At 63.2% G+C, this 16,917-nt stretch carries 13 protein-coding genes, 3 pseudogenes and 1 riboswitch; of the genes and pseudogenes, 11 read left to right on the top strand and 5 right to left on the bottom strand.

The features are described from left to right. Nucleotides 1–22 precede the first annotated feature (22 nt). A complete protein-coding gene (locus tag AC1D0I_RS07430; protein ID WP_477394095.1) occupies nt 23–1,006 on the top strand; it encodes a hypothetical protein in 984 nt (327 codons plus the stop codon). Nucleotides 1,007–1,122: 116 nt separating this feature from the next. On the opposite strand, the pseudogene bluB reads toward AC1D0I_RS07430, so the two are convergent. Continuing rightward, nucleotides 1,123–1,797, bottom strand: a pseudogene (gene bluB / locus AC1D0I_RS07435) (5,6-dimethylbenzimidazole synthase); the annotation flags it as partial. A gap of 3 nt (nt 1,798–1,800) precedes the next feature. Then, a riboswitch (cobalamin riboswitch) is annotated at nt 1,801–1,980 on the bottom strand. A gap of 121 nt (nt 1,981–2,101) precedes the next feature. On the opposite strand from bluB, the gene AC1D0I_RS07440 reads away from it, so the two are divergent. The 6 genes and pseudogenes from AC1D0I_RS07440 (at nt 2,102) to AC1D0I_RS07465 (ending at nt 7,109) form a co-directional block, all read left to right on the top strand. Further along, the gene (locus AC1D0I_RS07440) at nt 2,102–3,028 is read left to right on the top strand and encodes a histone deacetylase family protein (RefSeq protein ID WP_457153175.1); all 927 of its coding nucleotides are present in this window, start codon (nt 2,102–2,104) and stop codon (nt 3,026–3,028) included. A 3-nt stretch (nt 3,029–3,031) separates the two neighbouring features. Continuing rightward, on the top strand, nt 3,032–3,283 hold the full coding sequence (locus tag AC1D0I_RS07445; RefSeq protein ID WP_013532792.1) for an exodeoxyribonuclease VII small subunit: 252 nt from the start codon (nt 3,032–3,034) through the stop codon (nt 3,281–3,283). Between the two features lie 112 nt (nt 3,284–3,395). Next, the gene (locus AC1D0I_RS07450) at nt 3,396–3,662 is read left to right on the top strand and encodes a DUF2277 domain-containing protein (protein ID WP_095091923.1); all 267 of its coding nucleotides are present in this window, start codon (nt 3,396–3,398) and stop codon (nt 3,660–3,662) included. Between the two features lie 37 nt (nt 3,663–3,699). Beyond that, nucleotides 3,700–4,627, top strand: a pseudogene (locus tag AC1D0I_RS07455) (pirin family protein). Nucleotides 4,628–4,753: 126 nt separating this feature from the next. After that, the gene (dxs, locus tag AC1D0I_RS07460; protein WP_477394097.1) at nt 4,754–6,667 is read left to right on the top strand and encodes a 1-deoxy-D-xylulose-5-phosphate synthase; all 1,914 of its coding nucleotides are present in this window, start codon (nt 4,754–4,756) and stop codon (nt 6,665–6,667) included. Between the two features lie 148 nt (nt 6,668–6,815). Then, on the top strand, nt 6,816–7,109 hold the full coding sequence (locus tag AC1D0I_RS07465) for a hypothetical protein (protein WP_457153173.1): 294 nt from the start codon (nt 6,816–6,818) through the stop codon (nt 7,107–7,109). 29 nt (nt 7,110–7,138) lie between these two features. Here AC1D0I_RS07465 and AC1D0I_RS07470 read toward each other — a convergent pair whose 3' ends face one another. Further along, nucleotides 7,139–7,540, bottom strand: a complete 402-nt coding sequence (locus tag AC1D0I_RS07470; protein ID WP_477394099.1) for a GFA family protein — start codon at nt 7,538–7,540, stop codon at nt 7,139–7,141. 170 nt (nt 7,541–7,710) lie between these two features. Between AC1D0I_RS07470 and AC1D0I_RS07475 the strand changes: the two genes are divergently transcribed. The 3 genes and pseudogenes from AC1D0I_RS07475 to AC1D0I_RS07485 all read left to right on the top strand — a co-directional run bounded on the left by AC1D0I_RS07475 (nt 7,711) and on the right by AC1D0I_RS07485 (nt 12,307). Then, nucleotides 7,711–8,475 (top strand): TlyA family RNA methyltransferase, encoded by a 765-nt coding sequence (locus AC1D0I_RS07475; RefSeq protein WP_477394101.1) that lies wholly within the window; start codon nt 7,711–7,713, stop codon nt 8,473–8,475. Further along, nucleotides 8,472–9,713, top strand: coding sequence for a class I SAM-dependent RNA methyltransferase (locus tag AC1D0I_RS07480; protein WP_477394103.1), 1,242 nt, complete (start codon nt 8,472–8,474; stop codon nt 9,711–9,713). The genes AC1D0I_RS07475 and AC1D0I_RS07480 overlap by 4 nt, the downstream gene beginning before the upstream one ends. A gap of 186 nt (nt 9,714–9,899) precedes the next feature. Beyond that, nucleotides 9,900–12,307: pseudogene (locus AC1D0I_RS07485) on the top strand (caspase family protein). 82 nt (nt 12,308–12,389) lie between these two features. On the opposite strand, the gene AC1D0I_RS07490 reads toward AC1D0I_RS07485, so the two are convergent. From AC1D0I_RS07490 to AC1D0I_RS07500, 3 genes are all read right to left on the bottom strand, one after another. Beyond that, nucleotides 12,390–13,082 (bottom strand): transglutaminase-like cysteine peptidase, encoded by a 693-nt coding sequence (locus tag AC1D0I_RS07490; RefSeq protein ID WP_457153668.1) that lies wholly within the window; start codon nt 13,080–13,082, stop codon nt 12,390–12,392. 301 nt (nt 13,083–13,383) lie between these two features. Beyond that, complete coding sequence (gene tldD / locus AC1D0I_RS07495; RefSeq protein WP_477394105.1) at nt 13,384–14,796, bottom strand: metalloprotease TldD; 1,413 nt, start codon at nt 14,794–14,796, stop codon at nt 13,384–13,386. Between the two features lie 257 nt (nt 14,797–15,053). Then, nucleotides 15,054–15,659 (bottom strand): invasion associated locus B family protein, encoded by a 606-nt coding sequence (locus tag AC1D0I_RS07500; protein ID WP_477307372.1) that lies wholly within the window; start codon nt 15,657–15,659, stop codon nt 15,054–15,056. Nucleotides 15,660–16,034: 375 nt separating this feature from the next. Here AC1D0I_RS07500 and coxB point away from each other — a divergent pair, with 375 nt between their 5' ends. Next, nucleotides 16,035–16,901, top strand: coding sequence for a cytochrome c oxidase subunit II (gene coxB / locus AC1D0I_RS07505; RefSeq protein ID WP_477394107.1), 867 nt, complete (start codon nt 16,035–16,037; stop codon nt 16,899–16,901). Nucleotides 16,902–16,917 lie beyond the last annotated feature (16 nt).

Genomic DNA, 16,917 nt, shown 5'->3' on the forward strand with positions numbered 1-16,917 from the left:
TCTCTGAGCGGAGATTCGGGGCATGTGGGATTTCGATATCGGCAGGTCGGTGTCCATCATGATGCGGACCTGGCCCTTCATCGTCTTCCGCATGATCGTCTATTTCGGCATCACGCTGGCCTATATCGTGGCGACCGGCACGGGCGCCTCCGTTGGCTACGGCATTGGCCATATCTCCACCGATCCCGACGGGCCGTTGTCCTTTGCCCTGTGGGGCGGTGTGGTCGGCTTCGGCATCGTCTTGATCGCCGTCTACTGGATCCGCGAATACATCCTTTATGTCGTCAAGGCCGGCCATATCGCCGTCATGGTCCATCTGGTCGACGGCCGCGACATTCCCGACGGCCAGGACCAGATTGCCTATGCCAAGGACATCGTGACCCAGCGTTTTGCCGAGGCCAACATCCTTTTCGTCGTTGACCAGCTGGTCAAGGGCGCCATTCGCGCCATCACCGGGCTGCTCGGCGGCATCGCCGCCTTCCTGCCGATCCCGGGCTTGAGCGGCTTGGTCAGCTTCGTCAACACGGTGATCCGCCTGTCGTTGACCTATGTCGACGAGATCATCCTCGGCTACAACATCCGCATCAATTCAGCCTCGCCGTTCGAGACGGCGCGGCAAGGCGTCGTGCTCTATGCCCAGAACGGCAAGATCATGGTCAAGAACGCCGTTTGGCTGGCGGTCATCATGTGGGGCGTCTCGTTTGTCATCGTCCTGCTGATGCTGGCGCCTGCCGGCGCAATTCTTTTCCTCATGCCCGGGCAGCTTGCCGGCTGGGCCTTCGTGCTCGCCATCGTCTTCGCCTGGGCCTTCAAGGCGGCGTTCATCGAACCCTTCGCCATCGCCTGCCTGATGCAGGTCTATTTCAGGACCATCGAGGGCCAGGTGCCCGATCCCGCCTGGGACGCCCGGCTGGCCGAGGCGTCGTCGAAGTTCAGGGAACTCAAGGACAAGGCGCTGGCCTCCTTCGGCGGTTCGCGCTGGGGCACGGCCGGCGCGACGCGCTGATCGGCAGTGGTCGCCGGCGCGGCATCGAAGCCGTTGAGGCGCGCCACGGTCGATTTGAGCGACGCTTCACCTTGTCCGCAAAAGGTCTCGCTCATGATCAGTTCCGGCAGTGGCAAGCGGCGGCCCCAGCCATGTGCTTCGAGGTCCGGCTTTGGCGCGAACTCAGAAACTCGACCGACGCAGAGATAGGCGACCGGCGTCACATGCTCGGGAATTGACAGCAGGCTTTTCAATGCCTGCGCCTCGATGATGCTGACCCAGCCGACTCCGACACCCTCGGCGCGCGCCGCCAGCCAGAAATTCTGCACCGCGCAGACCGTGCTGTAGAGGTCCATCTCCGGATTGTGCCAGCGCCCCAGTGGCGAACCCTTCGAGCGCTGCCGGTCGCAGGTGATGCAGATGTTGAGCGCGCTTTCGCAGATGCCTTCCAGCTTGAGCTTGCGGTAAAGCGCCTGTCGCTCTTCCGCGATGGCCGGCAGTTCCTGTTCACGCGCCGCCAGGAACAGGTCACGCACTTTTTCCCGTCGCTCGGCATCGCGAATAACTATGAAATTCCAAGGCTGCATGAAGCCGACCGAGGGCGCATGGTGAGCTGCAAGCAGCAGCCGCGCCAGCACCTCATCGTCGAGCGCGGTTGGCAGGAAATGGCTACGCACGTCGCGCCGCGTGAACATGGCGCGATAGACCGCATCGCGCGCATTCTGGTCAAATCCGTCGCCAACAGAGGCGGTCATGTGTTCCGGCATCGCGTGTCCCCTTGCGATTGCAATCCATTTCATCCGCCTGACCATGCGGATGACGATGCCTGCCAGGCCGGTCTTCTGGCTCGGGATCAACCCGCGTCCGGTGCCTTCCCGTCATCGACAGTGGCATTTACCGGCGCGGTCCCCCTTACAGCGTTGGGCACGCCACGGAGTTCAACCGTGTTCCCGATTCTCCCGCTTGCGGCGGGCACCAGGCAGTGGCAGCGACCTTACGCCGAAGCGCTGACGACGCCAATGCCTGCAGCGACACCGATGGACGCATGTGTGATTTTCCCCAGCCATCAGGCCACAACGCATGGCCATCGCGACGTCGGGGCACTAGATAGGGAGGATGGCCACACGTCTCTATACCCATCCGATCTTCCTTGAACACATCACGCCGCCCGGTCACCCCGAGCGGCCGGACCGGTTGCGCGCCATCGAACGGGTGCTCGACGATGAGGCTTTTGTCGGGCTCGATCGCATCAAGGCGCCTGAAGGCGACGAGGCCACCATTCTCTACGCGCATCCCGCCGATTTCGTCGCCCGCGTCCGCGCCGCCATTCCCGACGAGGGCATCGCCCGCATCGACGCCGACACGTCAGTCAGCCCGAAGAGCTGGCAAGCGGCCATAACCGCGATCGGCGCCGCCAACGCCGCCGTAGACGATGTCTTTGCCGGCCGCGCCGACAATGTCTTCGTCGCCGCACGGCCGCCCGGCCACCATGCCGAAAAAACCACGGCCATGGGCTTCTGCCTCTTCAACACGGCGGCGATCGCCGCGCGCTACGCGCAGAAGAAACATGGCGTCGAGCGCGTTGCGGTCGTCGACTGGGACGTGCATCACGGCAACGGCACGCAGGACATTTTCTGGGACGATCCGTCGGTGCTCTATTGCTCGACGCACCAGATGCCGCTTTATCCCGGCACCGGGGCGAAGAGCGAAACCGGCGCCGGCAACATCGTCAACGCGCCGCTGGCGCCGCAGACCGGCAGCGAGGTTTTTCGTGATGCCTTGCTGTCGCGTATCCTGCCGGCGCTCGACAATTTCGCGCCCGACCTGATCATCATTTCGGCGGGGTTCGACGCGCACCATCGCGATCCGCTGGCCGAAATCAACCTGACAGAGGATGATTTCGACTGGGCGACCGGCCAGCTTATGCAGCGCGCCACGCGCCACAGCGGCAACCGGCTCGTCAGCCTGCTAGAGGGTGGCTACGATCTGCAGGGACTGGCATTTTCGGTCGCCGCCCATGTCGGGCGACTGATGAAAGGATGAATGATGGCTGGTGAGACCAACGAAGACGTCAAGGCGATGAGCTTCGAGCAGGCACTCGATGCGCTGGAAAAGATCGTCGATGATCTGGAGCGTGGCGACGTGCCGCTCGACCAGTCGATCAGGATCTATGAGCGCGGCGAGGCGCTGAAGGCGCATTGCGACCGGCTGCTGAAGGCCGCCGAGGACAAGGTCGAGAAGATCAGGCTGTCGCGCGACGGCAAGCCGGTTGGAACGGAGCCGCTCGACGCCGACTGAGTCATGCTCCCGAACGATGGTCTTGCCTCACCGGCTTTTGGACATGATCATGGTCGAGGATAGTAGCCGTCCCGATTGAAACGGCTTCAGGACAAGAGGAGGTTCGGAAACGATGTGCAGAAACATCAAGACCCTGTTCAATTTTGATCCGCCGGCAACCAATGACGAGGTGCGCGACGCCGCACTTCAGTTTGTCCGCAAATTGAGCGGAACGACGCGACCTTCGAAGCAGAACCAGCACGCCTTCGATCATGCGGTCGAAGCCATCGCGGCATCGGCGCGTGAGCTTCTCGATTCCCTCGAAACCCATCAGCATCCTCGCAATCGCGAAGAGGTGGCCGCCAAGGCGCGGGCAAAATCGGCGATCCGTTTTGCCTGATCCGACAACCAGCGACGGCCGCTGACAAGGAGAGTCCATGAGCTTCTTCCCCGGGAAAGACCCTGAAGTCGGCGACGCCTTTGCCAGCGACCAGATCGAGCTGATGGTCATTCCGAACGCCAAGGACATTGGCGGTTTCCAGGTACGCCGCGCATTGCCGACCGCCAAAAGGCGGCTCGTCGGGCCTTTCATCTTCTTCGACCGCATGGGCCCGGCGATCCTGCGCGCGGGCCAGGCGCTCGATGTCCGTCCGCATCCGCATATCGGGCTGTCGACGGTGACCTATCTGTTCGACGGCAAGATCAGGCATCGCGATTCACTCGGCACCGAAATGGTCATCCAGCCCGGCGACGTGAATTTGATGACCGCTGGCCGCGGCATCGTCCATTCCGAGCGCACGCCGGAGGAATTGCGTGGCGCGCCGATGTCGGTCTCCGGCCTGCAGACATGGCTGGCACTGCCGGACGGCAAGGAGGAAGTGGCTCCGGTTTTCGAGAACACCGCTGCCTTGCGGCTCCCCGAGATCGATGCCGAAGGCGTCAGCGGTCGCGTCGTCATCGGCGACTTCCAGGGACTGCGGTCGCCGGTGAGGGCTCACTCCGAGACGCTTTATGCCGACCTTAGGATGGCGCCGGGCTCCGGGCGCCAGCGTGAAAATCCCGGCCGATGCGGAAGAGCGCGCCATCTACACGCTCGAAGGCGACGTTTCGATTTCAGGCGATGTTTTTCCAGCCGAGCGACTGCTGGTGTTCCGGCCAGGCGACGAGATCGTCGTATCGTCGGAAGGCGGCGCCCATTTCATGCTGTTCGGCGGCGCCTCGCTCGGCTCGAAGCGTTACATTTGGTGGAATTTCGTCTCGTCCTCCAAGGAGCGCATCGAGCAGGCCAAGCAGGAATGGAAGACCGGCCGCTTCGATATCGTTCCCGGAGATGAGGAAGAATTCATCCCGTTGCCGGAAAGCTGATGCATGTCGCCCAAAAGTGGCCGGGTTTTGGGACCTAAAGCCTGATCCGCGTCACAGACACGCATTTACTTTCGCCGGCGGCCGGCCTATCCCGCCCATGAACAGAAAGCCTGAGTAGGCCTACCCTTGAACGCAACGCCGCATACGCCCCTTCTCGACAAGGTCCGCATCCCGGCCGACCTGCGCACGCTTGCCGAGAGCGAATTGCCGCAACTGGCATCCGAGCTTCGTGCCGAACTGATCGACGCGGTGTCCCACACCGGCGGCCATCTTGGCGCCGGCCTTGGCGTGGTCGAGCTGACGGTCGCGCTGCACTATGTCTTCAACACCCCGGATGACCGGCTGATCTGGGATGTCGGCCACCAGGCCTATCCGCACAAGATCCTGACCGGCCGTCGCGATCGTATCCGCACCTTGCGCCAGGAAGGGGGCCTGTCCGGCTTCACCCGCCGCGCCGAGAGCGAGTACGATCCGTTCGGCGCCGCTCACTCCTCGACATCGATATCGGCCGGCCTTGGCATGGCCGCCGCCCGCGATCTCTCCGGCGGCCGCAACAATGTCATCGCCGTTATCGGCGATGGTGCCATGTCGGCCGGCATGGCCTACGAGGCGATGAACAATGCCGGCGCGCTCGATGCCCGGCTCATCGTCATCCTCAACGACAACGACATGTCGATTGCGCCGCCGACCGGTGCGATGAGCGCCTATCTGGCGCGTCTGGCCTCGGGCAAGACCTATGTCGGCCTGCGCGACTTCGGCAAGAAACTGACCTCTTATCTCGGCAAGCGTGCCGACCGTGCGATCACCCGGGCGGTCGAGCATGCACGCGGCTACGTCACCGGCGGCACGCTGTTCGAGGAGCTCGGCTTCTATCACATCGGCCCGATCGACGGTCACAATCTCGAGCATCTGATCCCGGTCCTGAAGAACGTCCGCGACAATGGCGAAGGCCCGGTGCTGATCCATGTCGTCACCCAGAAGGGCAAGGGCTACGCGCCGGCCGAAGCCGCCGCCGACAAGTATCACGGTGTCAACAAATTCGATGTCATCACCGGTGCGCAGGCCAAGGCGCCGGCCAACGCGCCAGCCTACACCAAGGTGTTCGCCGAAAGCCTGGTCCAGGAGGGCCGCGAGGATGACCGCATCGTCGCCGTCACCGCAGCCATGCCGAGCGGCACCGGCCTCGACCTGTTCGGTGAAGCATTTCCCACGCGCATCTTCGATGTCGGCATCGCCGAACAGCACGCGGTGACCTTCGCCGCCGGCCTCGCCACCGAAGGTTACAAGCCGTTCGCCGGGATCTATTCGACCTTCCTGCAGCGCGCCTACGACCAGGTCGTCCACGACGTCGCGATCCAGAAACTACCGGTGCGCTTTCCCATCGACCGCGCCGGCTTCGTCGGCGCCGATGGCGCCACCCATTGCGGCGCCTTTGACACCACCTTCCTGGCAACCTTGCCCGGTTTCGTGGTGATGGCAGCAGCAGACGAGGCGGAACTGCGCCACATGGTGCGCACCGCGGCAAGCTATGATGACGGCCCGATCGCCTTCCGCTATCCGCGTGGCAACGGCGTCGGCGTCGACATGCCGGAGCGCGGCGCGGTGCTCGAAATCGGCAAGGGCCGTATCGTCAGGGAAGGCACCAAGGTGGCACTCCTGTCCTTCGGCACGCGGCTGCAGGATTGCCTGATCGCCGCCGAGGAGCTTGGCGCGGCCGGGCTTTCCACCACGGTCGCCGATGCCCGTTTCGCCAAGCCGCTCGATGAGGATCTGATCCGCCGGCTGGCCCGCTCGCACGAGGTTCTGGTGACGGTGGAAGAGGGCGCCGTCGGCGGCTTCGCCAGCCATGTGTTGCAGTTCCTCGCCCATGAGGGCTTGCTTGAAAGTGGCCTGAAGGTACGCCCGCTGGTGCTGCCCGACGCGTTCACCGACCACGCCAAGCCGGAAAAGATGTATGCCGATGCCGGGCTTGATGCCGCCGGCATCGTGCGCACGGTGTTCGTCGCGCTTGGCCATACAGCCCGCGCCCAGCGCGCCTGAATCAATATCTCAAGGGCTTGAATCAGTTTGCCGGCTTGATGCTTTAACGCATTGTTAACGCTGCCGTTTGGCGCTTTGCTTACCGTGTCTCTTGGCCGTTTTTCAACGGCGCCCTGCTAGATCGTGACCAGGCAGGGAGACAAAAACAATGAGAACGCTTCTGTGCGGCGTGGCGCTTTCAGCGGTCATCGTCGCGCCGGCCGCCGCCGAAACGCGCTATGATCGCAGTCTCGAAAAGGCGGCCATGGGCATCATCGCCGGCAAGATGGGCGATATTCGCGGCGGCTTTTCCTACAAGCAGGTGCCGCAACTGGTTGTCCTGCCGGACCCTGTGCCAGCGCCGGCGCCTGCGACCGAGCATCCGGGCGAGCAGGCTTCGGGAAATCGGGATGACGGTTTGTCTCCAGCCGTCGATCGCCGGGTTTCGCGAACCATTTTCTAGAGCATGCCGCCGTCCAAGCGCGGCGCGCTTTAGAACCACATGTCGCGCACGCAGCGGCCATCGCGCGGCAGGTCGTCGTAAGTGTCGAGGCCATCGAAATGGTCGATCGGCAAGTCGGCGACGGCCTCCGGCGGCGCAAGCCTTACATTGACGGCGATTCGAGTGCGGCCGGTGGCGCTGGAGCGCAAGCCACGCCAGGCGAGCACGCAAGCGCAAGTGGGACAGAACAGGATCTCGAGCGAGGGCGTGTCCTTTCCGGGGCGCGTATAGCTCTTCATCGGCCCCGCGACGCGGATGCGTTCGTCGACATAGTCGTAAGCCCAGAGCGCGCCATAGCGACGGCAAAGCGTGCAACTGCACGCGGTGATCGGCCCGGGATCACCCTCCAGGGTCCAGTGGGCTGCACCGCAGTGGCAGGTTCCTGTCAGCATTCGTCCTTCCTCGTTCGGACAGTACGGCGCTCCTGCTTGGTATTGTGCCGGGCCGATGCGATGCTCGCAAGCGGCGGAGCGGCTTGAAGTGTTCGCATGCTTTCGAACGATGTTCCTTGTCCGCCCCCCAATATCCTTGCCTTCGCGACCGGCTTTCGCCATGAAGGCCAATGAACTCGCCTCTGCCAGCCAGCCCCCGCCAGCGGCTCGACGACCTGCTCGTCCAGCGGGGCCTTTTTGCCAGCCGTTCGCGCGCCCGCGACGCGGTCGAGCGTGGCACGGTGATGGTGGACGGCGTCATAGCCCGCAAGCCCGGCCAGAACGTTTCGCCGCAATGCCTGATCGCCATTGATGATCCGGCGCAAGGCTATGTGTCGCGCGCGGCGCTGAAACTGATCGGTGGGCTCGACCATTTCGGACTCGATCCAGCCGGCCGTGAAGCGCTAGACATCGGCGCCTCGACCGGCGGCTTCACCCAGGTCCTGCTCGAGCGCGGCGCGGCCCACGTCACCGCCATCGATGTCGGGCACGGCCAGATGCATGCCGATATCGGCGGCGATCCGCGTGTAACTGTCATCGAGGGCCTGAACGCGCGCGATCTCACGGTCGCCGATCTGGCCGGCCGGATCCCGGATTTCGTCGTTTCCGACGTCAGCTTCATTTCGCTGAAACTGGCGCTGCCGCCGGCGCTTGGCCTTGCGAAGGCTGGTGCCGGTGCCATGTTTCTGGTCAAGCCGCAATTCGAGGCCGGCCGCGAAGCGATCGGCAAGGGCGGCCTATTGAAGGATCCCTACGACGCCGCCCGTGTCGCCGGTCTGCTGCAGGATTGGCTGGACGCCGTTCCCGGCTGGCGTTCGCTGGGGCTGCATTTGTCGCCGATCGAAGGCGGCGACGGCAACCGCGAATTCCTGCTCGGTGGGATCAAGGATCGATGAGCGCGCGGTTCAGCATCAGGAAACTTGGCGCCCAGGGCGACGGCATCGCGGAGACCGAGAGCGGCGATCTGTTCATTCCCTTCACATTGCCCGGCGAAACCGTCACCGCCGCGCGCGAAAAAGATCGCGCCACGCTGATGGCGGTGCTGGAGGCTTCGCCACTGCGCATCGATCCCGCCTGCCGCCATTTCACCGAATGCGGCGGTTGCGCGCTCCAGCATTTCGAAGCCGCAGCCTATCGCCAGTGGAAACGCGAAAAGGTGGTGCACGCGCTGAAGGGCAAGGGCATCGATTGCGACATCGGCGAACTGGTCGCCTGCGCGCCGCACACACGCCGCCGCGTCGTGCTCGCCGCGCGGCGCACCGATACTGGCATGCTGCTCGGCTTCAATCGCCATCTGTCGCCGGAAATCATCTCGATATCGGAATGCCCGATCTCGCTGCCCGAGATCGTCAGCGCGTTCGATCGGCTGAAGGCGCTCGCCGAACTGGTGTGCGCCACCACCAAATCGTTCCGGCTGGCGGTCACCGTGACCGGGTCGGGCCTTGACGTCGCAGTCTACGAGTCCGGCAAACTGGGCGAACACCAGCGTCGGATCGCTTCCAACTTCGTGTTGGCTCAGGGATTTGCCAGGCTGTCCATCGATGACGAGATCATCATCGAGCCAAGGAAGCCTGTGGTCATGTTCGGCAATGTCGCTGTCGCCGTGCCGCCGGGCGCCTTCCTGCAAGCGACCGAGGCCGCCGAACAGACCATGGCCGATATCGTCGGCGGACATCTGAAGCGCGCCAAGAAGGTCGCCGATCTGTTCGCCGGTTGCGGCAGCTTTGCCTTGCGGCTGGCAGCGAAGTCGGAGGTCCATGCGGTCGAAGGCGATGCGGCAGCCCTTTCGGCGCTCGACCGGGGCTCGCGCTTCGCGACCGGCCTGAAGCGGGTGACGGGCGAGCGCCGCGACCTGTTCCGCCGGCCGCTGACCTTCAAGGAATTGAATGGCTTCGACGGCCTCGTGTTCGACCCGCCACGCGCCGGCGCCGAGGACCAGTCGAAGCAGATCGCACGCTCGGACGTTCCGTTTGTCGCGGCCGTATCCTGCAATCCGGTCACGCTGGCTCGCGACCTGCGAATCCTGCTCGACGGCGGCTACACCTTGAAAAGCGTAACGCCGATCGACCAGTTCCTGTGGTCGCCGCACGTCGAGGCCGTGGCGCTGTTGGAGAAGCCGAAACGAAGGCGGTAGCGCTGTTCGCATTTCCTTCGGTTCACGCGCGAACCGAAAATGATCACATTTTCTTGAGGTTTCGGCGTCAGGCGGGTTTGCCGAAATCGCGCCGCGAAGCCGCCTCTTTGCGCCCGTCTATTTTGGAAATCACTGGAGGAAGGAACCATCCTGCTCCATCACCGTTTCCATACTTGGTGGCCAGAGATGCGGACGCTCCAGAAATTCCTAGGCTTCTTCCTCCTCTTCATTTTCGTGGCCGCTTCGGTGACCGGTGCCCTCGCGCAGGGCGAAAAACGCCTCGCTTTCGTCATCGGCAATGCGGCCTATCCGTCTAGTGCGCTAGCGACGCCCGCCAATGATGCCGGGCTGATCGGCCAGACCTTGCAGGCAGCAGGGTTCGATGTTGTCGGTGCCCGCGACGTCGACCAGGAATCGCTGCGCGGCGCGTTGCGCGATTTCCTTGGCAAGGTTTCTGCTGCCGGTCCCGACGCGGTCGTCTTCATCTATCTCGCCGGCCATGGCGTACAGTTCGAAGGCGAGAATTACTTCTTGCCTGTCGATGCCCAGATCGCCAATCCAACCGACGTCCCGCTTCAGGGGATGCGGCTCTCCGATGTCACCAAGTCGCTGGCTGGACTGCCGACGAAGGTCAATATCGTCGTGCTCGATGCGGCGCGGCCGAATGCATTCCCGCAGACGAACCGGCCGCTGGCCGGAGGTCTCGCACTGGTCGATCCCGATCCGAACATGCTTGTTGCGTTCAATGCCGCCCCGGGTACGGTCGCGCCTGAAGGCAAAGGTCCATACGGTGCCTATGCCCAGGCGCTGGCGGAGATGATGCGCGAAGGCGGCCTGCCGCTTGACGATGTCTTCGATCGCACGCGCCTGCGCGTCAACGAGGTGACCCAGGGCGCGGAAGTTCCGTGGAGCGCCTCAAAGATCACGGCGCCCTTCGTCTTCTTCGACCGGGCTCCGGACGCGCCCGCGCCCAGGGTCTCGGAGGCTGAGTCCCAAGCCAACCGGACCAGAGAGATCCGCGACTTCGACGCCCGCGACGCCTATGTCGCGGCCCTCGACCGCGACACGCTCAGCGGTTACGAGGATTTCGTCGGCGCCTACCCGCGCGATCCAATGGCCAAGCGCGTGCGTGCCATCATCGCTGCTCGGCGCGAAGCAATCACTTGGCGCGAAACCTGGCTCCGGGACACCCCGGAAGCCAAGCCTACTGGTCCTACCTCGATCGCTATCCGCACGGCCCGCATGCCTGGGATGCCCGCCGCCGTCTGGAGCATTTCGACGCAGCGCTGGAGCCGCCGGAGGATTTTGCCGTCTATGACTACGACATACCRCCGCCGCCACCGGAAGAGATCATCTATGTCGACCGGCCCGTGCTCTATTTCGACGATCCCGATTTCGACTTCGAGCCACCACCGCCTGTCGCGGTGATCTTCCTGCCGCCGCCTCCGCCGGATTTTGTCGTGTTGGCGCCGCCGCGGCCGGCAGTCGATGTCTTTGTCCTGCCGGTGCCGGTCTTCGTGCCGGTGCCGGTGTGGGTCAACCCGCCGCACAACATTGCGCCGCCGCCCGACAACGTCATCTTCAACAACATCCACAACACGACCGTCATCAACAACACGACGATCAATACCGAGAACAATCAGGCAGGGCAGGGCGGCGGCCTCACCACCAGCCAGAAGCTGACCGGCGCCGCTGTTGGACTGGGCGCCGCAGCGCTCGCGACCAAGGTGGCGCTGCCGCCGCTGCTGCATAAGAAGGCCGTGCTCTCTAACCAGAACCCTGCCGCTCCGGGCAAACTCGGCCAGGGTGTGACGCAAGGCCGGCAGCCTCCCGGCGCAAAGCCGGTCTCGAAGACGCTCTCAACTGATCACACCCTGCCGGGAGCGAACGGCAAGACGCTGCCACTCGTCAACGGCAAACCGCCGGTGCTCAACGGCCAGAATTTGCCAAACAACAAGAATTTGCCCAACAACAAGTCCAAGAAGCTGCTTGGCAAGCAAGGCACCTCGGGCGGCAACCAGCAGGCTACGGGAAATGCCGGCGCTGCCGTTACCGGACAGGGCAATGGCCGGCAGAACGGAGCCGGCAATGGGCAGGGCAAGAACGGCAAGCTCAACAAGCTGCCGACCGTCAACGGTGCACCGGCCGGGCAGCGCCCGAACGTGCAGGAGAGGATCAAGAAGAACAATCCAGCTGTCTTCTCCGACCAGGGTGGCGGCAAGCCGAAGAAGTTGACGCGCAAGGATCTGTCCGCCGGCCAGGCCGTTGTCGGACCGAGCGATCAGGCTCCGGGAAACGGGAACAAGAAGTTCCGCAAGCCGCAGAACGGCGGTGGAGGTTCCGCCGGCCCGCAAGTCAACGTCCAGCGGAATTTCAAGGTCAACAAGCCGAACGAGAATCCGCAGCGCCAACTCAAGCTGCAGGAGAAGCCGAACGTGAGGGTGTTCTCCAAGCCGCAGAAGCCGGAGTTCCATGCTCAGCCCAGGCCCCAGGTCCAGGAGCGGCGTCCGCCGCAACAGCCCAATCAGCAGCCGCCGCGAGGCAACAAGAAGCCTGCCTGCGGACACCCGGGCGAGCCTCCATGCAAGCAGTAGGCAGGAGTGAGGCAGGGATTGCCCGCCGGTCGCCGGGCACCGAACCTTCAAAAAGCTGAAGCGCTCTGGTCTGGCAGGCCGCTCAGTCTACCAGCTTGGAAACATTCGTGAGGGTTTTCGACGTGCCGCCCCGTTGGTTGATCGACACCCATGTGTTTGGGTTCTGTTGGGACTGGCGTTTGAGGAAGTAATAGCCCGTCGCATTCCAAGGTCTGATCTCATCCACCAGATTGTCCAGGACAAGATCGCCCTTGTCGGTTTTCACCGTCAGGATGGTGTGGCCTTCATTGTCCAGGTCGCGCACCACGGTCATCAGCAGCGCCTGCCGGGGGAATCCCGCCTCCAGAAGAAGCTTGCGCTTGTAGAGGGCGTAGATCTTGCAGTCGCCCTTGCCGTCCACGGGGTAATCCCAATGGTCCACCATCGTGCCCCAGTGGTCGAAATTGCTGACCGGTTTGATGAAGCTGTTCGCCTTCTGATTTATCCGCTTGAGGATGCGCAGGTTCTGCGCGGTCAGCTTGACATTCGCGGCAGGCAGAGCGGGCACCTTGCACTCTTTTGGTCGGCGATGGCAGAAATCGACCCAACCGTAGGGGACGCTGGTGCTTGCACCGACGGTGGCAGAGCGCAGCCCTTGCAGGGAAGATTGCGTCGATCGCGACTTGAACAATGTCGACTGTGCTTCCGCCGGACTGGCCTGCAGCGATGTCGCACCAATCAATGAAACGAAGCCAAGTAGGAAAGAGGAAGTGAGAACGCCGGGGACATGCCGCATTGCCAAAACACCGCCGCAACCAGGAAGCTGGTGCTGCGTTCGTGCGCAAAAGGCAGCCCAGGCAGTTAGAGACTTAATAATTTCTTAACGTGGATTGTGTTCGCTTCAAGGTGCCGACATGGATTCGGCTGGAATGCGCCGTCTTTGGCCCAGACCTCCACAGAGTCGAGCAACATTGCGGCACCCGATTCCGCCGAAATGCCGGCGCCTGTCAGGATGAAGATCTTGGCTCTGGGGCATGGTCGGCTGCACCCCGGAAAACACCGCTTGGATGGCGATGTTTCTGGGATATGCCGATCATTCAAACCCGCGTGCCGCCCACCGTCATCTGGTTCATTCGGAGATGCGGTTGGCCGACGCCGACCGGGACGCCCTGTCCGCCCTTGCCGCACATGCCGATGCCGGTATCGAGCTGCATGTCGTTGCCGATCATGGAAACACGGTGCATGGCGTCCGGCCCATTGCCGATCAGCATCGCGCCCTTGATCGGCTGCGTCACCTTGCCGTTCTCGATCATGTAGGCCTCGGTGCAGCCGAACACGAACTTGCCCGAGGTGATGTCGACCTGACCGCCGCCGAAGGAGACGGCATAGATACCGTTCTTGACCGAGGCGATGATTTCGTCCGGCTCCATGTCGCCCGCCGTCATGAAGGTGTTGGTCATGCGCGGCATCGGCTGGTGGGCGTAGCCTTCGCGCCGGCCGTTGCCTGTCGCAGTCATGCCCATCAGCCGTGCGTTCTGGCGATCCTGCATGTAGCCAACCAGTCTGCCGTCCTCGATCAGCACGTTGCGGGCCGTCGGGGTTCCTTCATCGTCGACGGTGAGCGACCCGCGCCGCTCCGGCATGGTGCCGTCGTCGACGACGGTCACCCCCTTGGCGGCGACCTGCTGGCCCATCAGGCCGGCGAAGGCTGAGGTCTTCTTGCGGTTGAAGTCACCTTCGAGCCCATGGCCGACGGCCTCGTGCAGCATGACGCCCGGCCAGCCGCTGGACAGCACGATGTCGAAGGTGCCAGCCGGCGCCGGTATGGCCTCGAGATTGACCAGCGCTTGCCTCAGCGCCTCCTTGGCGGCGTGCTTCCAGCTGTCCTCGACAAGGAAGTCGCCGAAGGCCTTGCGTCCGCCCATGCCGTAGGAGCCGCTCTCCTGGCGGTCGCCATCGCCGACGACGACAGAAACGTGGACGCGGACCTGCGGGCGGATGTCGCGCACAACCTGGCCATCGGCGCGCACGATCTCGACATGCTGCCAGGATGAGGACAGCGAGGCAGAAACCTGGCGCACGCGAGGATCCTCGGCGCGCAGCCAGGCGTCGATTTCCTGCAGCAGCTTTGCCTTGACCTCGAAGGAGGGGGAGGGGATCGGATTCTCTTCGCCATAGAGATGGCGGTTGGTGCGGGCCGGCGCCGCGGCCAGCGTGCCGGAATAGCCGCCCTTGACGGTTGAAACAGCGTCGGCGGCGCGCAGCAGCGAGGCCTCGGAAAGGTCGCTGGAATGGGCATAGCCGCTGGCTTCGCCAGCAACGGCGCGCAGGCCAAACCCTTGGTCGGTGTTGAAGTTGGCGGTCTTCAGCCGGCCGTTGTCGAACATCAGCGCTTCGCTCTCGCTGTATTCGAGAAACAGTTCGCCGTCGTCGGCGCCATTGATGGTCTCAGTGACGATCTGCTTGATGCGATCGTCTGAAATGTCGAATTGGCCGATCAGGCTGTTCATGGCGCGTCCGTTCACAGGAGGAATGCTTCTTTGCCACGATGTAGGCGCGAAGAGGCGCCGAGACAATCGCCCGGCCGCATTGTGAAGACAAATGCGATTGTCGACAGCCCGTCAGGATGGATGTCAGCTTCTTGGCGGCAACACCACGGCCAACCTTGAGGAACAGTTCTCGAACTGGGGTTCAATGGCCAGTGACATCGACGACTTCATCAACCAAATGTGACGTCGACGTTGGATCCGTCTCAAGCGCCGAGGTCTCAGGGCAGGGCGGCGAAACCGTCGGCGAAACCCTTGAGGTCGACGGGGATGCCGATGCCTTCTTCCGGGGTCTGGAAGACGATGAAGGTGGCCGATGTGCCGGTCTTCAGCGTGTCGAGCAGCGGCTTTTCGAGAATGACTTCGGCATAGCAGCCATCCTGGAAGCAGCGCACGAAATAGGCGCGGCCGATGTCCTTGCCGTCGACGTTGAGGCCAAGACCGTTGGGCAAAAGCACGCCGAGCGGCGCCAGCACGCGCAGGATCTCCGCCTTGTTGTCGGCTGTGCGCAGCACGACCACCGACAGCCCCATCTCTGGACGGTCCTCGGCGACGACGTTCTGCATCATCACGCATTGCTCGGAGGTGGCGCCGGCCGGCGTGTCGCAGATGATCGACCACGCGCCATGCGTCGAGCGGACGGTGCCGCTCGGCTGCGCGGCATTGGCCTGGCTGGACAAGCCGACAACGGGCTGGCCGATAACGGACGGGCCGATTGCGGACAACGCGGCGAGAAAGATGACCTTTGCCAAGATTCTCGAAAGCGCCAAGATTCTCGAAAGCGCCAAGATTCCCAAAAGCGCAAGTCTCGAAAGCCAAGAGTTCATGACGGCTCCATTGCGAATCACGGCACTTTAAGCCGCGCCAAAGCCAAGTAAAGGACGAGACCGCAACCGGTCTGTCCCGAAACAGCCAATACGGCGCTTTTCCTAGCCAATTTCGCCCGAATTGCGACGGTCGGCACGCCCGGCCCGCAGGAATGTGGCCATGGTCGATCATATGCGATTCGGGACCGTTGCCGTTGCCTTGAAAGGCACATCCGGGCTTGCGCGCAAAAATGCCGCACGGTTTCGCCCGCTCCTTTCTTGCGGAGGGAAAAAGAGTATGGTTTGAACCACCTTGAGACTGTCGGGATTCCCGTCCTGGCATTGTTCGATATTCTCGTGGGCACAGCCTCGAGGAACTGGGAGACGATGAGGGCGATGAGAAAATTCCTAGCAGGCGCAAGTGCCGCTGCCACGTTTTTCGCCGGCGCATCCGCCCATGCCGATCAGCCCAGGGACTGGGAGACCGGCTTCCAGGCGCCGGCGACCGATATGATGCGGCAGATCGAGTGGTTCGGGAACTACACGATGTGGTTCATCGTCCCGATCACCATAGTGGTGCTGTGCCTGCTTGCGTATTGCATCCTCAAATTCCGCGCGAGCGTGAACCCTGTTCCCTCCAAGACCAGCCACAACACGCTGATCGAGGTGATCTGGACCGTCGGCCCGGTCGTCATCCTGCTCTGCATCGCCATTCCTTCGTTCCAGCTGCTGACGGCGCAATACACGCCGCCGGAAGACGCAAAGCTGACCGTCAAGGCGACCGGCAACCAGTGGAACTGGGACTACGAATACCAAACCGAGAACACGATTTCCTTCAACTCCGCGATCCTGCAGGAAGCCGACCGGGCAGCTGCGGGCAAGGAAGATCGCAAGATCTATCCGCGCCTGCTCGCCGTCGACAACGAGATGGTTGTGCCGGTCAACACCATGACCCGCGTCCTGGTGACCGCAACAGACGTGATCCACTCCTTCGCCATGCCGTCGTTCGGCATCAAGATGGACGCGGTTCCCGGTCGCACCAACGAGACCTGGTTCAAGGCCGACAAGGAAGGCCTCTACTATGGCCAGTGCTCGCAGCTCTGCGGCAAGGATCATGCTTTCATGCCGATCGCCATCCGCGTCGTCTCCGATGCGCAATTCAAAAGCTGGCTGGCGGAAGCCAAGACCAACCTGCCGGGCGCCAACAAGGCGCTGATGGCTGAGGTCGACGGCCAGAACAAGGTAGCGGCCGCCGGCAACTGATGCCGCGGCCAATAAA

The organism is Mesorhizobium sp. P2_D1, assembly GCF_056404455.1.

Excerpts from the sequence above, each read along its gene's own strand:
- AC1D0I_RS07470 (WP_477394099.1), bottom strand. The coding sequence starts at position 7,540 with ATGCTGACAGGAACCTGCCACTGCGGTGCAGCCCACTGGACCCTGGAG.
- AC1D0I_RS07445 (WP_013532792.1), top strand. The coding sequence starts at position 3,032 with ATGGCTGGTGAGACCAACGAAGACGTCAAGGCGATGAGCTTCGAGCAG.
- AC1D0I_RS07465 (WP_457153173.1), top strand. The coding sequence starts at position 6,816 with ATGAGAACGCTTCTGTGCGGCGTGGCGCTTTCAGCGGTCATCGTCGCG.
- AC1D0I_RS07440 (WP_457153175.1), top strand. The coding sequence starts at position 2,102 with ATGGCCACACGTCTCTATACCCATCCGATCTTCCTTGAACACATCACG.
- AC1D0I_RS07430 (WP_477394095.1), top strand. The coding sequence starts at position 23 with ATGTGGGATTTCGATATCGGCAGGTCGGTGTCCATCATGATGCGGACC.
- AC1D0I_RS07450 (WP_095091923.1), top strand. The coding sequence starts at position 3,396 with ATGTGCAGAAACATCAAGACCCTGTTCAATTTTGATCCGCCGGCAACC.
- AC1D0I_RS07500 (WP_477307372.1), bottom strand. The coding sequence starts at position 15,659 with ATGAACTCTTGGCTTTCGAGACTTGCGCTTTTGGGAATCTTGGCGCTT.
- coxB (WP_477394107.1), top strand. The coding sequence starts at position 16,035 with ATGAGAAAATTCCTAGCAGGCGCAAGTGCCGCTGCCACGTTTTTCGCC.
- AC1D0I_RS07480 (WP_477394103.1), top strand. The coding sequence starts at position 8,472 with ATGAGCGCGCGGTTCAGCATCAGGAAACTTGGCGCCCAGGGCGACGGC.
- AC1D0I_RS07475 (WP_477394101.1), top strand. The coding sequence starts at position 7,711 with ATGAACTCGCCTCTGCCAGCCAGCCCCCGCCAGCGGCTCGACGACCTG.
- AC1D0I_RS07490 (WP_457153668.1), bottom strand. The coding sequence starts at position 13,082 with ATGCGGCATGTCCCCGGCGTTCTCACTTCCTCTTTCCTACTTGGCTTC.
- tldD (WP_477394105.1), bottom strand. The coding sequence starts at position 14,796 with ATGAACAGCCTGATCGGCCAATTCGACATTTCAGACGATCGCATCAAG.